Annotated in this window: 13 protein-coding genes; 3 read left to right on the forward strand and 10 right to left on the reverse strand. The window is 65.1% G+C overall.

The features are described 5' to 3' along the window. Positions 1-31: 31 nt before the first annotated feature. Positions 32-916 carry a sugar nucleotide-binding protein gene (locus tag QD280_RS16715; protein WP_213114260.1) on the forward strand — a complete coding sequence of 295 codons (885 nt, stop codon included), beginning with the start codon at positions 32-34 and terminating at the stop codon, positions 914-916. Between the two features lie 60 nt (positions 917-976). Next, complete coding sequence (locus tag QD280_RS16720; RefSeq protein WP_279840039.1) at positions 977-1,696, forward strand: lysophospholipid acyltransferase family protein; 720 nt, start codon at positions 977-979, stop codon at positions 1,694-1,696. A gap of 154 nt (positions 1,697-1,850) precedes the next feature. Here QD280_RS16720 and fabB read toward each other — a convergent pair whose 3' ends face one another. Both fabB and fabA read right to left on the reverse strand, forming a co-directional pair. Continuing rightward, the gene (gene fabB, locus QD280_RS16725) at positions 1,851-3,068 is read right to left on the reverse strand and encodes a beta-ketoacyl-ACP synthase I (RefSeq protein WP_043334810.1); all 1,218 of its coding nucleotides are present in this window, start codon (positions 3,066-3,068) and stop codon (positions 1,851-1,853) included. Between the two features lie 13 nt (positions 3,069-3,081). After that, entirely contained in the window at positions 3,082-3,597 is a 516-nt protein-coding gene (gene fabA / locus QD280_RS16730) for a 3-hydroxyacyl-[acyl-carrier-protein] dehydratase FabA (RefSeq protein WP_043334808.1), read from the reverse strand. Between the two features lie 297 nt (positions 3,598-3,894). On the opposite strand from fabA, the gene QD280_RS16735 reads away from it, so the two are divergent. After that, entirely contained in the window at positions 3,895-5,733 is a 1,839-nt protein-coding gene (locus QD280_RS16735) for a GGDEF domain-containing phosphodiesterase (RefSeq protein ID WP_279840040.1), read from the forward strand. 5 nt (positions 5,734-5,738) lie between these two features. On the opposite strand, the gene QD280_RS16740 is transcribed toward QD280_RS16735, so the two are convergent. The 8 genes from QD280_RS16740 to QD280_RS16775 form a co-directional block, all read right to left on the reverse strand. Further along, positions 5,739-6,278, reverse strand: coding sequence for a DUF2878 domain-containing protein (locus QD280_RS16740; RefSeq protein ID WP_279840041.1), 540 nt, complete (start codon positions 6,276-6,278; stop codon positions 5,739-5,741). Next, complete coding sequence (locus tag QD280_RS16745) at positions 6,266-7,549, reverse strand: cyclopropane-fatty-acyl-phospholipid synthase (RefSeq protein WP_279840042.1); 1,284 nt, start codon at positions 7,547-7,549, stop codon at positions 6,266-6,268. The genes QD280_RS16740 and QD280_RS16745 overlap by 13 nt, the downstream gene beginning before the upstream one ends. Positions 7,550-7,559: 10 nt before the next feature. Beyond that, a complete protein-coding gene (locus QD280_RS16750) occupies positions 7,560-8,378 on the reverse strand; it encodes a DUF1365 domain-containing protein (protein WP_279840044.1) in 819 nt (272 codons plus the stop codon). After that, positions 8,375-9,721, reverse strand: a complete 1,347-nt coding sequence (locus QD280_RS16755) for an FAD-dependent oxidoreductase (RefSeq protein WP_279834910.1) — start codon at positions 9,719-9,721, stop codon at positions 8,375-8,377. The genes QD280_RS16750 and QD280_RS16755 overlap by 4 nt, the downstream gene beginning before the upstream one ends. A gap of 96 nt (positions 9,722-9,817) precedes the next feature. Continuing rightward, positions 9,818-10,630, reverse strand: a complete 813-nt coding sequence (locus tag QD280_RS16760; protein WP_279840045.1) for an SDR family NAD(P)-dependent oxidoreductase — start codon at positions 10,628-10,630, stop codon at positions 9,818-9,820. A 152-nt stretch (positions 10,631-10,782) separates the two neighbouring features. Further along, a complete protein-coding gene (locus tag QD280_RS16765; protein WP_279840046.1) occupies positions 10,783-11,283 on the reverse strand; it encodes a nuclear transport factor 2 family protein in 501 nt (166 codons plus the stop codon). A 66-nt stretch (positions 11,284-11,349) separates the two neighbouring features. Next, entirely contained in the window at positions 11,350-12,846 is a 1,497-nt protein-coding gene (phrB, locus tag QD280_RS16770; RefSeq protein WP_279840047.1) for a deoxyribodipyrimidine photo-lyase, read from the reverse strand. Between the two features lie 49 nt (positions 12,847-12,895). Next, positions 12,896-13,924 carry a MerR family transcriptional regulator gene (locus tag QD280_RS16775; RefSeq protein ID WP_326998975.1) on the reverse strand — a complete coding sequence of 343 codons (1,029 nt, stop codon included), beginning with the start codon at positions 13,922-13,924 and terminating at the stop codon, positions 12,896-12,898. Between the last annotated feature and the right edge of the window lie 102 nt (positions 13,925-14,026).

Genomic DNA, 14,026 nt, shown 5'->3' on the forward strand with positions numbered 1-14,026 from the left:
CGGCGATGCGCCTGTTTGCTGGAGCCTGCCTGTGAAACTCTTGCTGCTAGATGCCGGGCATTGTCTTGGCCTGGGTCTGATTCGTGCTGCCGGTACGCGCGCCGATCTTGAGCTCAACGCCGTCGAGTCTGACCGTATTGGCGCCGATGACATCCGCGCCAGCCAGGCGGATGTCGTCATCGTGCCGCCGTTCGCACGCCCGGCCGATTCCGCACCTGCCGAGGTGATGGCGCATGCCGAGGCGGTGGAGCAAGTGCTGGCCGCCTGCATCGAGACCGGCACACCGCTGGTGTGGTGCGTGGCAGATCAGATGTTCGAGCAGGGCGGCGAAGGCTTGCTCGACGAGGACGAGGTGCCCTCGCCGATCGATACGGCGCTGCGCCGCGTCATCGCGACCGGTGACCGCATCCGTGCCGAGCTGCCGAATCACCTGATCGTGCGTCTGGGCCCGCTGTTTGGTCCGGAAGGGCGTGATGCCTGGCTGCCGACGCTGATCGAGCGCCTGCTGGCGGGGGAAGAGGTACGTGCCGCCGAGGACGTCATCCTGTGCCCGACCAGTGTCGATGCCGTGGCGATGGCGTTGATCGGCATGCTCCAGCAACAGCGCTGCGGTGCGGGTGCCTGGGGGGCCTACCATCTGGCCGGCACCGAGCCCATCAGCACCTACGCCTTCGTCAGTGTCGTACGCACCCAGTTGATCACTCGCCTCGAGGGGCTGGGCGAGACGGTGGCCGCGGGCCCGCTCAAGGCGCTGACCCTCAACGCCGGTACGCCGCTGCGGCGTGTGCTCAACTGCCGTCGCGTGCTGGACACCTTCGGTGTGCATCAGAAGCCGTGGCGCCTCGAACTATCCCGCCTGATGGATGACTGGATCGCGCAGCGCGCCTCCGGCTCATCTCGCCCTGATTCGATCTGACCTGTGGAGACTGTGCCTGTGAATGCGCTGCGTAGCGTGCTGTTTTATGTAGGTTATTTCATGGCGTTGCTGCTCAGCGCCGTGGTGCTGGTGCCGCTGGCGGCCTGCCTTCCGCTACAGGCGCGCTACCGTGTCCTGCATAGCTACAACCATATCGTGCTGTGGTGGTTCCGTCTGACCTGCGGCGTGAAGGTGCAGGTGACTGGACGTGACGCCTTGCCTGAGGGGGCCTGCGTGCTGCTGGCCAACCACCAGAGCGAGTGGGAAACCATCTATCTGCAGGTGGCCAAGCGCCCGCTATGCACCGTGCTCAAGCAGGAGCTGCTGAAGATTCCGGTCTTCGGCTGGGGGCTGAAACTGCTGGAACCGATTCCGCTGGATCGTACTCAGCCGTCCAAGGCGCTCAAGCAGGTGCTGTCAGTGGGCACCCAGCGCCTCAAGGACGGTTTTACCGTGCTGATCTTCCCGGAAGGCACGCGCATCGCGCCGGGGACGCGCAGGAAGTTCAACAAGTCCGGTGCCGCGATTGCCTGCCGTGCCGGCGTGCCGGTGGTGCCGGTGGCGCACAATGCCGGTGAGATCTGGCCCAATGACAGCTGGATCAAGCGCCCGGGCACCATCCATGTCGCCTATGGCCCGGCCATCGAGACGACGGGGCGCAAGCCGGATGCGGTGATCGCCGATGTCGAGGCCTGGGTCGAGACCAAGCTGCAGGAAATCTCCAGCGTCCAGCGTCCGCCGCTGGAAGAGGAAGCGGCGGCCGATAGCGTCGGCGCCTGACGGTCTGGCGCTTTCTCTTTTGCTCATCTGCTGCATCCGGTGCCCGCCAGCGAGCACCGGACAGCCACCAAAAAGGCCGCCCCGAAGGGCGGCCTTTTCGTGTCTCACACCAGCGCATATCCGCAGACTGCATGTCTGCTGAACGCGTGCTGAATCAGTCCTGGAAACGTTCCAGAATCAGGCAGGCGTTGGTGCCACCGAAGCCGAAGCTGTTGGACAGCACACGGTCGATCTTGACGCCATCACGACGGGTCGTGACGATGTCGAGGCCTTCGGCGCGGTCATCCAGCTCGCTGACATTGGCAGACGCGGCAATGAAGTCGTTCTCCATCATCAGCATGGAGTAGATGGCTTCCTGCACGCCAGTGGCGCCCAGCGAGTGACCCGTCAGCGACTTGGTCGAGCTCATTGCCGGGCTGGCGGCGCCGAAGACTTCCTGGATGGCCTTGAGCTCGGCCACATCGCCCACCGGCGTCGAGGTGCCGTGGGTGTTGATGTAGTCGATATCGCCATTCACGGTCGCCATCGCCTGACGCATGCAGCGTGCTGCACCTTCGCCGGACGGTGCCACCATATCGTGGCCATCGGAGGTCGCGCCATAGCCGGTCACTTCGGCGTAGATCTTCGCGCCGCGTGCCTTGGCGTGTTCCAGCTCCTCGAGCACCAGCATGCCGCCGCCACCTGCGATGACGAAGCCATCACGGGTCTTGTCGTACGGGCGAGACGCGGTTTCCGGCGTGTCGTTGTAGCTGGTGGACAGGGCGCCCATGGCGTCGAACAGGCAGGACAGGGTCCAGTGCTCTTCTTCACCACCACCGGCAAACACGATGTCCTGCTTGTTCAGCTGGATCTGTTCCACGGCGCTACCGATGCAGTGGGCAGACGTGGCACAGGCCGAGGAGATCGAGTAGTTGATGCCCTTGATCTTGAACGGCGTGGCCAGACAGGCAGAGACGGTCGAGCCCATGGTGCGAGTGACGCGGTAGGGACCGACGCGACGCAGGCCCTTGGCGCGCATCACGTCTGCGGCCTCGACCTGGTTCGCGGAGGAAGCGCCACCGGAACCGGCGATCAGGCCGGTACGCTCGTGGGAAACCTGCTCTTCGGTGAGACCGGAATCGGCAATCGCCTGCGCCATGGAGATGTAGGCATAGGCCGCAGCATCCCCCATGAAGCGCAATTGCTTGCGATCGATGTGGTCTTCGAGATTGATGTCGACAACGCCGGCCACGTGGCTACGGAAGCCCAGCTCGGCGTATTCCTCTTTGCGGCGGATACCAGAACGTCCTTCGCGGAGCGATTCCAGGACCTGCTGGCGATCATTGCCCAGGCAGGAAACAATGCCCAGCCCGGTGACTACCACTCTACGCATGGGAGCCTCCCGTTCAGAAGTTCGCAGTGGAGGTGAACAGACCGACGCGCAGGTCGTTGGCCTGATAGATGTCGCGACCGTCAACTGTCACTGTACCATCGGCGATGCCGAGGATCAGCTTGCGAGTGATGACTCGCTTGATGTTGATGGTGTAGGTCACTTTCTTGGCGGTCGGCAGCACCTGGCCAGAGAATTTGACCTCGCCGCAGCCCAGCGCGCGGCCACGGCCCGGATTGCCCAGCCAGCCGAGGTGGAAGCCTACCAGCTGCCACATGGCATCGAGGCCCAGGCAGCCCGGCATCACCGGATCACCCGGGAAGTGGCAGTCGAAGAACCACAGGTCCGGAGAGATATCCAGCTCAGCAATCAGCTGACCCTTGCCGTGGCTACCGCCTTCCTCACTGATGTGAGTGATGCGATCCAGCATCAGCATGTTGGGAGCAGGCAGTTGCGCATTGCCCGGGCCGAAGAGTTCGCCCTGGCCACAGGCCAGCAGCTCGTCGCGAGTAAAGGAGTGTTGCTTGGTCACTGAGTCATTCCGAGTAGCGGGATGGTAATGCCGTACGAGGCACCTGAGCGCCTGAATGGGGCTAGTCTAATGGCTGGCACCCCTGAATGCACGTGGGGGCCAGACTAAAGGGCAGCAAGGGCGGGTGCAAATAAGTCCTACAGCTGGGGGGAAAGTGGTCGATAGGAGCTAGTGTGTGATTCGCGCGCGATTCCCTTTGCCTGCATCGGTCGCAATCCGCTGGAGTCGTGCCGAGAGTGGCCCGCTGCCTGCAAATGCAGGATCATCCCCGATGACCCCTTCCACCGAGAGCTGCTTATGTGGCCGCAAGCCCACTTCAATCGGCCCCTGATCATCGGGGCGCTCGTTGCCTTGATAGCGCTGCCCTGGTTGCCGGGGCTCGAGCTGCGTCTTGCCGCGTTGCTGCCCGCCGTTCTGGCGGGGCTGGACATCGCGCGCCAGCGTCGTCGCCAGCTGCTGCATCGCCAGCTGCTGGAAGCCGCCGTGCACCTGAGCAGTGATGGTCTGGTGATCAGTGATCGCCACAATCGGGTGCTGGCCGTGAACGCCGCCTTCAGTCATATCACCGGTTACGCACCGGAAGAGATCATTGGTCGCAACCCTTCCCTGCTGTCTTCCGGGCGCCATGACGAGGAGTTTCACGCCCGTTATCGCCAGGCGCTCGAGGTCAATGGCCACTGGGAGGGCGAGGTCTGGAACCGGCGCAAGCAGGGGGATGAATACCCCGAGTGGCTGCGGGCACGCCGTATCGAGCAGGGCGGCGACGTCTTTCATGTCGCTCTCTTTACCGATATCACCCGCCACAAGGCGCGCGAGCAGGACCTGCAGCGTCTGGGGCTGGAAGACTCCCTGACGGGCCTGCCCAATCGCCGACGGCTGGGCGACCTGCTGGTCAGTCGCCTCAATGGCCTGCGCGCCGGGGAGGCGATGGACCTGGCACTGATCGATATCGATGCGCTCAAGAGCATCAATGATGCCCTGGGCGCGGAAGGGGGCGATCGTCTGCTGCAGCAGTTCTCCCAGCGTCTGACGGCGCTGGCGCGGGGCGGCGTGGTCGGACGCATCGGCGGCGACGAATTCGTGATTCTGCGTTCCACGGCGGGTGGCGAGCATACCGCCTGGGTGGATGAGCTGCGCCAGGTGCTGACCAAGCCCTTCGAGATCGGCGATCAGGCGCTGCACCTTGCGCTGTCGATCGGCAGCTGCCGCGCCCCGGAGGATGGCGCTGATGCCGATGTGCTGATGCAGCGTCTGGAAAGTGCCCTGTATGCCGCCAAGCGACATGGCCGCAATACCGACATGCGCTTTCAACCCGCACTGGATGCGGGCGGTGACCTGCAACTGGGGCTGGCGAATGACCTGCGGGTCGCCATCGAGAGCCAGGGGCAATTGCAGCTGCACTATCAATGTCAGCACGACGCCAGCACCGGCAAGGTCGCGAGTGTCGAGGCGCTGTTGCGCTGGAAGCACCCGCTGCGGGGGGGAATCTCACCGGCCGAATTCGTGCCGCTGGCCGAGCGCCACGGCCTGATGCTGCGCCTGGGCAACTGGGTACTGCGCGAGGCAGTACAGCAGCAGGCCAGCTGGCGGCGTGCCGGTCACCGCCTGTGCATCTGGGTCAATGTCTCGGCCTTGCAGCTGATCCAGGGTGGCTTTGAGGCCTCGCTGGCGGGCCTGTTGATGGAGTATGACGTGCCTGCCAGCTCCATCGGGCTGGAGCTGACGGAATCGGTATTGCTGGATGAGCGTGCCGGCGACGTCTCACGGCGCCTGGCGGCACTACGCGCTCGCGGCCACCAGATCGCGGTGGATGACTTCGGTACCGGCTATTCGTCACTCGCCTATCTGAAGGACCTGCCGGTGGACAAGCTCAAGCTGGATCGCGCCTTCATCCGCAGCCTGCCCGGTGAGCGTGCGGATGCCGCCATCACCATGGCGGTGCTGGCGATGGCCAAGGGCCTGGGCATGGAGATGATCGCGGAAGGCGTCGAGACCGCCGAGCAGCGTGAATATCTGGTATCGAATGGCTGCGGCTGGATCCAGGGGTTCTACTTCTCGCGGCCGGCGCCTGCGGGGGAGGTCATCGAGCGGCTCAACGGTTACGAGGCCGGCAATCTGGCCATCAAGGCCGCCTGAGGCGCTCAGACGCGCTCGGCATGTCCCTGCAGGCGTGCGATACCCAGACACAGACAGCCCCAGATCAGCGCCTGGGCCGGTAGCAGCCAGTCGGCGAGGGTCACATTGGCGAGCTGCCCCCCGCCGTAATAGGACAGCGGCGCACTGATGGCACCGCCAGCCGCCGCAAGCCAGGGCCTCTGCCACAGCCAGCGCAGCGCATGATGGATCGTGCTGGCGAACAGCGGCCACAGACACCACATCCAGACAGGCAGGGGCAGCCAGTGCGCCCAGTCAGGCGTGTCCGAGGTGATGGTGTAGCCGCCGGCCAGTGACAGGCTGCCATCCACCACCATCCCCAGCGCCACGAAGGCGGCCAGCCAGCGCAGCTCGCGCAGGCGCTCACCCATCGGCACGATCAGCCACAGATGCACGGCCAATATCAGCGGCGTGGCCAGCAGGGCGGCCGTCGAGCCGCCCAGCACGCAGCAGAACCAGCCGAGCTGGAAGAGCCCGGCATTGAGCAGTGCTCCAGGGCGCTCGGACAGCAAGTTCAGGCGTCCCAATCCTGGAGCCCCGCCTGTACCGGACGCGCCCCCGGTCCCCCCAGCAGCAGCTGACAGGTGCCGATGGTGCGCTCGCGGAAGCCCCCCTCGCAGTACGCCAGGTAGTAACGCCACATGCGCACGAAGCGCTCGTCGTAGCCTTGCGCATAGACCTCCCTGAGACGCGCCTCGAAGCGCTGCCCCCAGGCCTTGAGCGTGGCGGCGTAGTGCAGGCCGATATCCTCGAGCTGCAACAGGTTCAGCTGGGTGTCCTGCTGCATGGCGCTGAGAATCGCCGCATGGGACGGCAGGAAGCCGCCGGGGAAGATGTAGCGCTTGATGAAGTCCATCTCGCGGCTGGCGGCCACGAAGCGCTGATCGCGAATCGTGATGGCCTGCAGCGCGATCAGGCCTTCCGGCTCGAGCAGGCGCTCGAGGGTCTTCAGGTAGGTCGGCAGATACTGATGGCCGACCGCCTCGATCATCTCCACCGAGACGATGCGATCGAAGCGGCCTTCCAGTGCCCGGTAGTCTTCCTTGAGCAGCGTGATGCGATCCTCCAGCCCTTCCGCGGCGATACGCGCCTTGGTATAGGCGTGCTGCTCATCGGAAATGGTCGTGGTGGTCACGCGGCAGCCACGTGTTCTTGCGGCATGGATCGCCAGCCCGCCCCAGCCGGTGCCGATTTCCAGCAGGTGATGCTGCGGCCCGAGTTCCAGCAGGTTGAACAGCTTCTCCAGCTTGTGGGTCGAGGCCGCCTCCAGACTGGCCTCGGGATAGGGGAACACCGCCGCGGAATACATGCGGTGCTCGCGATCGAGAAACAGCTCGAAGAGATCATTGCCGAGATCGTAATGTGCCGAGATATTGCGCTTCGAACCCGCCAGCGTATTGCGCGCCAGCGCGTAGGCGACGCTCAGCGCCCACTTGGACAGGCGCGACGTCCCGCTGTCCACCGAGTCATTGACCTGTTCGAGGTTGTAGGCGAACAGGCGCACCAGCCCGACCAGATCATCCGTCTCCCACTGGCCATCCATGTAGGCCTCCGCCGCCGCGACGGTGCCACCCAGCGCCATGCGCCGCCACGCGCGTGAGTCATGGATACGCAGCGTGACGTTGCGCGCGCCGCCCTTGCCCAGCACGTGGCGCTCACGGCCTTCCAGCACCGTCAGGCTGCCACCCTCGAGCTTGTCGAGCATGCGCAGCAGGCGTGGCCGCAGCAGCCGAGTCAGGCGGTCTGCCTGCGCCCGGGTCGTGGCCAGTGTGGGGGGAGCGGGTTCGAATTGGCTCATGATGAGTTCCTCATGATGAAGACGGCGAGCGCGGATGGTCGAAGATCGGCACGCGCTTGAGCGCCAGACGCAGCGCCTCGAAATGAATGCCTGCGACCGTCTTGAGCGTCATCCAGGGGAAACGCAGCAGCAGGCGATGAAAGGCGCGCGGGGTAGCCGGTTCCAGATGCAGGCTCAGGCTGGCATCGAACAGCGAGTGCTGCGCTTTCCGCGCCGTATCCCCGGTGAGGGGATGGTTTTCCATGTGCAGCAACAGCTCATCCGCGCTGGGGTCGTTGAAGCGCCAGTGATAACGCATGCCCATCGGCATGAAGGGCGAGACATGCATGCGCTTGTCGAACTGCGCCGCCTGCATGCGTCGCTGCGGGTCCGTGCGGGCGGCATACAGTACGCGCTCTCCCCAGGGGATATTGGTTACCTCACCGAGCACGGCGCCCAGCTGGCCTGAGGCGTGATAGAGGTAATAGAGGCGGATCGGGTTGAAGCCGATCCCGAAGTGGCGCAGCTGGGTCAGCAGGAAGATGCGCCCCTGCGGCAGCGGTGCGTGATCGCCATTGCGGGCAAGCTCGCGCTGGCAGGCGGCGCGCACCCGTTCCTCGAGTGGGCCATCGGCAATGTCGTGGACCGCGGCCGGCAGATGGTCACTGTCGCGAAAGGCCAGTGGCGCGGCGTGACTGGCACTCACCAGACGCTTGCCGGCCATCAGCGTCGGCAGCTCATCCAGTGCCAGCCACGCCATGGCGACGCGATAGCGAAAGGCATGCTGGCGTGGCGCGTGGCGACGGTGGCGCAGCGTGCCATAGCCGATGCGGCTGGCGGGCGCCTTCAATCGTCTGCCTCGCGCGCACCCAGTGCCTCGGCGACCCGCAGCGCACTCCATACACCATCCTCGTGAAAGCCATTGCGCCACCAGGCGCCACAGAAATGGGTGCGGCCCACCGCGCCCTCCGCCTTGGCCTGCGCGCCGGAAATCTGCGTGAAGCGTGCCTTGGCGGCTTCGGCGGCCAGCGTGAAGCGCGGGTGGTCGTAGGCATAACGGCCCAGCACCCGAGCGGGATCAATCGCGTCGCTGTCATTGAGCGTGATGCAGAAGGTCTCGCGGGGCGGGTGCTCGCGCTCATCAAGGCGTTGCAGGATGTTCATGTCGTAGGTGACGCTGGCCCGCTGGGCGTCGTCGCGTCCGTCGAGGCGGTAGTTCCAGCTCGCCCAGGCCGCCTTGCGCCTGGGCAGCAGCGAGGTGTCGGTATGCATCACCACCTCATTGCGCTGGGTCGTGATCGCCCCCAGCACCGCGCGCTCCTGCTCGCTGGCATCGCCGAGCAGCGCCAGTGCCTGCGGCGCATGACACGCCATCACCACCTGGTCGAAGCGTTCACGGTGGCCATCGGCATGCTCAAGCGTCACGCCGTCGACGTCGCGCAGGACCCGGGTGATCTTGCTGTTGAGGCGAATGCGCTCGGCGTAGCCTTCGGTCAGCGGTGCGATATAGGCGCGCGAGCCACCGACCAGCGTGAACCACTGTGGGCGGTCATTGACCGACAGCAGGCCGTGATGGCGGAAGAAGCGCACGAAGAACAGCAGCGGGAACTGCGCGATATCCGCGATGCTGGCTGACCAGATCGCCGCGCCCATCGGCAGCAGGTAATGCTCACGGAAAACCTGCGAGTAGCCATTGGCATCCAGGTAGCTGCCCAGGGTCGCGCCCTCGGCGAGCTTGCCGTCGTCCAGATCGGCGGCAGCCTGCTTGTTGAAGCGCAGGATGTCGCGCAGCAGGCGATAGAAGCGCGGGCGCAGCAGATTGCGCTTCTGGGCGAACAGCGACAGCAGGGTATGGCCGTTGTACTCGAAGTCCTCGGCGGTGGTGTGCACCGAGAAGCTCATCTCGGTGGGCTGATAGGCCACGTCGAGACGTTCCAGCAGGCGCTGGAAATGCGGGTAGGTGCGGTCATTGAAGACGATGAAGCCGGTGTCGATGGCCCAGTCGCTGCCATCGGCGCACTGCACATCCATGGTGGCGGTGTGGCCGCCCAGGCGCTCGGCTGACTCGAAGACATGCACTTCATGCTTACGACTCAGGTAGTAGGCCGCTGACATGCCGCTGATGCCGCTGCCGATGACGGCAATGCGCTGGCGGGGTAGAGGCGCTGTCGCGTAGGTCGTTGTCGTGTTCATGCCACTCCAGAAGAAGAACGCACCATGTCGTCATGAGCAGAAGCGTTGCCGGGTATTCGGCGCGGGCAGGCCTCGTCGGGTTTGCCTGCCGCGCACTCAGTCGCGGGTCATGCGTAGACCGATGCTGCGTCGCAAGGGGGCGGGCAGGATGCCCAGCAACTTGACCAGCAGCGTGAAGCGGCGCGGGAAATGGATGTCGAGCCGATGACGCGCGAGCCCCGCCACGATCGCCTCGACCGCCTGATCGACAGTGACCTGCATCGGCATCGGGAAGTCATTGCGCTCGGTCAGCGGTGTCTTGACGAAGCCGGGGTGAATCACGCTGACATCGATGCCCTGATTGTCGAGGTCCAGTCGCAGCGACTCCAGGAAGTAGCTCACCGCGGCCTTGGAGGCGCCATACGCCTCCGCGCGTGGCAACGGCAGGTAGGCCGAGGCACTGGAGACCGCTGCCAGCTGCGGTCGCTCACCGCCGTCTGCCGCTGCCATGCGCAGTAGCGGCAAGGCGCTTTCGATCACATCCACGGCGGCCTGGAAGTTGGTCGCGAACACGCGGTGGACCAGGTCTGCCTCGAATTCCCGTGCATCCAGATATTCGCAGGTGCCAGCGTTGAGCAGTGCAAGGTCGAGTCCACCAAAGCGGGCCTCTATCTGGCTGGCCGCCGCGCGGATGGCCTCACGGTCGGTGAGGTCGAGCGTCACGACCAGCGCTTCCCCGGGGCCTTGCTCGGCATCGGCTGCGATAGCCTCCAGCTTGTCGGCGGAGCGCGCGCTCAGGGCGACCCGGTGGCCATCCGCTAGTAGCCGGCGTGCCAGCCCTTCGCCGATGCCGGAGCTGGCTCCGGTCAGCCAGATGCGTTTGCGAGCCTTTGCGGTCGTCGATGTGGTGCTCGAACCATGACTGGCCATTTCCCCTCCTTGGCATGTGTGTGTCTGGCGTGCCTGACTGTGTCTGCGTGTCTGCGCCTTGCCTGCCTGGCCTGGCGAATCTGCATGGCACTGACTCAGAGAACGCCGGGCGTGTCCGTATGGATGTCGCCAGGGCTCAACCCTCTTGCTGCTCAGTCCATGCGACGTTTCAGCAGGCCGATCACGTTGCGCAGTACGGGCACCTGCTCGTAGAGCAGCTCACCGGCATCGAAGAAATCACGGTGCTGGATGACCTTCCCGTCTCGGAACTCGAGGCGTGAGGCGCCCTGCACGCTGATGTCCTTGCCCCCGTTCAGACGGGGATGGCGATAGGTCATCGTCCAGCTGAGCCAGGCAAGTCCCTGTTCATTGCCTTCATCCGCATTGCCTTCATCCGCAGGGCCGGCGTCTTGCGCTTGCATCGGCCCCAGCGGGTGATGAAAGACGAAGTCGATGGCGGCGACATTCATGTACAACCCTGAGAAATAGGCGTTGAGTGCCGTCAGGCCGCGGACTTCATGCAGGGGGTCGCGAAAGACGATATCGTCACTGTAGACTGATTTGAGCAGTTCTGTAGAGGTTTTGTCCAGCTTTTCGTAAAGACGACATACCCGAGTCAGGGCCGGGCTCATCTCGTCGGGTAGCGATTGCATGGCAATGCTCCTGAAGGGGCGGGATACAAGAGCGGCCTGCTGAAGATCAGCAGGCCGCTTGAGGGGTCATTCGCTTTTTGACAGCGCCTTGAAGGTATCCAGCGCCCGCTGGCGGGCGGCCTTGTGGTCGACGATCGGTCGTGGATAGCCCGTCTGTTGGCAGTCATCCGCACTGGGCTGGTGGCGCCGCTTGGCCGGCAGCTCGGCCAGCTCCGGCACCATGCTCGCGATGAACTCGCCGTCCTTGTCGAAGCGCTGGCCCTGGGTGGTCGGATTGAAGATTCGGAAATAGGGCGCGGCATCGGTGCCGGTGGAGGCCGCCCATTGCCAGCCACCATTGTTGGCGCCCAGCTCACCATCGACGAGATGGGTCATGAAGAAGGCCTCGCCACGCCGCCAGTCGATCAGCAGATGCTTGGTGAGGAACATCGCCGTCACCATGCGCAGGCGATTGTGCATCCAGCCGGTCTGCACCAGCTGACGCATGGCGGCATCGACGATGGGGTAGCCGGTACGGCCCTCGCACCAGGCGGTAAAGCCTGCGTCGTCATCGCGCCACTGCAGGGCTTCGGTGTGGCGCTGGAAGGGGCGGTGGCGATTGACGCGCGGGAAGCCGACCAGGATGTGCTGATAGAACTCACGCCAGATCAGCTCGTTGACCCAGCTGGTCAGACCGACATCGCCATCGGCGAGGCTGCCGTTCTCTGCCAGTACGGCGGCGTAGCATTGGCGGGCCGAGATCATGCCCAGCGCCAGATAGGGCGAGAGCTCGCTGGTGCCCCGGGTGGCGGGGATATCGCGCTGTTCGTGGTAGCGGCGCGCGCGGAAGGTCAGGAAGCGTTCCAGACGCTCCTGCCCGGCCTCTTCGCCGGCCGGCCATAGCTCGGCGTCCAGCGCTGTCGCCGGCTTGCCCTTGAGCGTCTCGGGCAGTGGCGGGATGGCGTCGCCGTGGATCTCGCGCCCCTGGGCGTCACGGGGCGTGGCTTGCACTTCAGGTGCCTCATTCAGCGCCAGACGACGGGTATCGACTTCCTTGTGCCAGCGCTTGGAGAAGGGCGTGAAGACGCCGTAGTAATCGCCCTTGCCGGTCAGCAGCTCGCCGGGCGTGAAGGCCAGCATGTCGGTGTAGCGATGCAGGTGGACGTCGCTCTCGGCAAGGCGCTCACGCACGCGCCTGTCCCGTTCACGCTCATTGACGGCATATTCGTCGTTGAAGTGCAGGGCCTGGGCACCAAGCTCGTCGCACAGCGCGGCCAGCGCCTCGGGCACCTCAGCGAAGGTGTCGCAGTCGAGCACCTTGAGCGGGATGTGATAGCCGGCGAGTGCCTGTTGCAGGACATGCAGGCCGCGGCGCAGGAAGTCGAGCTTGTTGGCGCCGTGGCCGTGCTCGACCCACTGCGCCAGGCAGGGGGCGACGACGGCCACGACCGGGCCGCGTGCGGCGGCCTGCGAGAGAGCAGTGTTGTCGTGTACGCGCAGGTCACTGCGCAGCCAGACCAGCTGCAGGGGAGCCCCCGCTGGTGCGGAGGCGGGGGAAGAGGCGGATGGTGAGTCAGATGACATCGGGGCTCCTTGGCGATCGGTGAAACCAATGCCGAGCAGGAGCCTGCGATCAACGTGCCATCAAGGACCTCAGGCGAGCGACCGCCTGAATCGGGTCGGCCCCCAGGCCTTCAATGGGCCCGTCTACCAGCTCCTGCTGGCGAATCTGGGCGGCCGGGCCAGCGATGGCCAGCGGCACGCTCAATTGTTCTGCGACCCGCGGCAACTGACGGCGCATGACATCCGAGCGCTCGGCCTGGGTGCCGACCAGCACCACGGCCTGTGCCTGCAGGCGCTCTGCGGCCAGCGGCAACTCCGCCAGCGGCAGTGGGCCATCCAGCAGGCTGACGTGATAGCCGGCGTCGCTGGCGACCAGCGCGAACAGCAGCAGCCAGCTCAGGCCCGGTTCTTCCGGCAGGCGCGTCAGCGTGATGTGCGGGGCGTGACGCTCCTGATTGGCAAACACCAGCCGGGCACCGATGCGCGAGCGCAGGAAGCTCTCGAAGAAGCACTGGGCCAGGCGGGTACCAAAGGTGGCGGTACCGCGCTCCTCGAGCTGCTCGAGCAGCGGACGCCACAGGCGCTCGACCACGCTGCTGACCGGGTACAGCGCCAGGCTCTGGTTGTACAGCTCGGCCAGGCGCGCCTCGTCCTGGGCGTCGATGGCGGCCAGCGCCAGCTGCTGCTGGCCACTCCAGCTGCCTTCGTCCGGCATCGGCGTGCTTTCCGGCTGCGGCTGGTCGAGCAGCTCGCGTACCTGGCTGACAGGTACTCCGCGGTTGAGCCACTGCAGGATGTGTTCGATCCGCTCGATGTCCTCGCGGGCATACAGGCGATGCCCCTTGGGCGTACGGCGGGGCTCGATCAGTCCGTAGCGGCGTTCCCAGGCTCTCAACGTGACCGAATTGACGCCGGTCAGGCGAGAGACTTCGCGGATCGGAAACAGCGGCGAACTGGCAGTTTCCGTGGCCTTGTCAGTCATGAATGGTGTTACCTCTGGCGGTGACGAGGCATCCCGGGTGAAGCACAGGTGAGGACGACACACAGGGTAAAGTTGAAGTGTCGTCACTTGGGGCGCTGTGGGATACCGGCAATGCATCTTGTGCACTAGCTGTACATGTGGGCATCAGGATGGCGCAGCCGCCAGAGCCTGACAAGAGGCAAGCTGCGTCGCATCCCCGGTGCGCATGTTTTGAAGGTG

Source organism: Cobetia sp. 1AS1 (assembly GCF_029846435.1).
GTDB classification, from domain to species: Bacteria; Pseudomonadota; Gammaproteobacteria; order Pseudomonadales; family Halomonadaceae; genus Cobetia; species Cobetia amphilecti.

Coding starts and splice junctions, on each gene's coding strand:
- QD280_RS16720 (WP_279840039.1), top strand. CDS start 977: ATGGCGTTGCTGCTCAGCGCCGTGGTGCTGGTGCCGCTGGCGGCCTGC.
- QD280_RS16745 (WP_279840042.1), bottom strand. CDS start 7,549: ATGAGCCAATTCGAACCCGCTCCCCCCACACTGGCCACGACCCGGGCG.
- QD280_RS16755 (WP_279834910.1), bottom strand. CDS start 9,721: ATGAACACGACAACGACCTACGCGACAGCGCCTCTACCCCGCCAGCGC.
- QD280_RS16760 (WP_279840045.1), bottom strand. CDS start 10,630: ATGGCCAGTCATGGTTCGAGCACCACATCGACGACCGCAAAGGCTCGC.
- QD280_RS16735 (WP_279840040.1), top strand. CDS start 3,895: ATGTGGCCGCAAGCCCACTTCAATCGGCCCCTGATCATCGGGGCGCTC.
- phrB (WP_279840047.1), bottom strand. CDS start 12,846: ATGTCATCTGACTCACCATCCGCCTCTTCCCCCGCCTCCGCACCAGCG.
- QD280_RS16765 (WP_279840046.1), bottom strand. CDS start 11,283: ATGCAATCGCTACCCGACGAGATGAGCCCGGCCCTGACTCGGGTATGT.
- fabB (WP_043334810.1), bottom strand. CDS start 3,068: ATGCGTAGAGTGGTAGTCACCGGGCTGGGCATTGTTTCCTGCCTGGGC.
- QD280_RS16775 (WP_326998975.1), bottom strand. CDS start 13,924: ATGCATTGCCGGTATCCCACAGCGCCCCAAGTGACGACACTTCAACTT.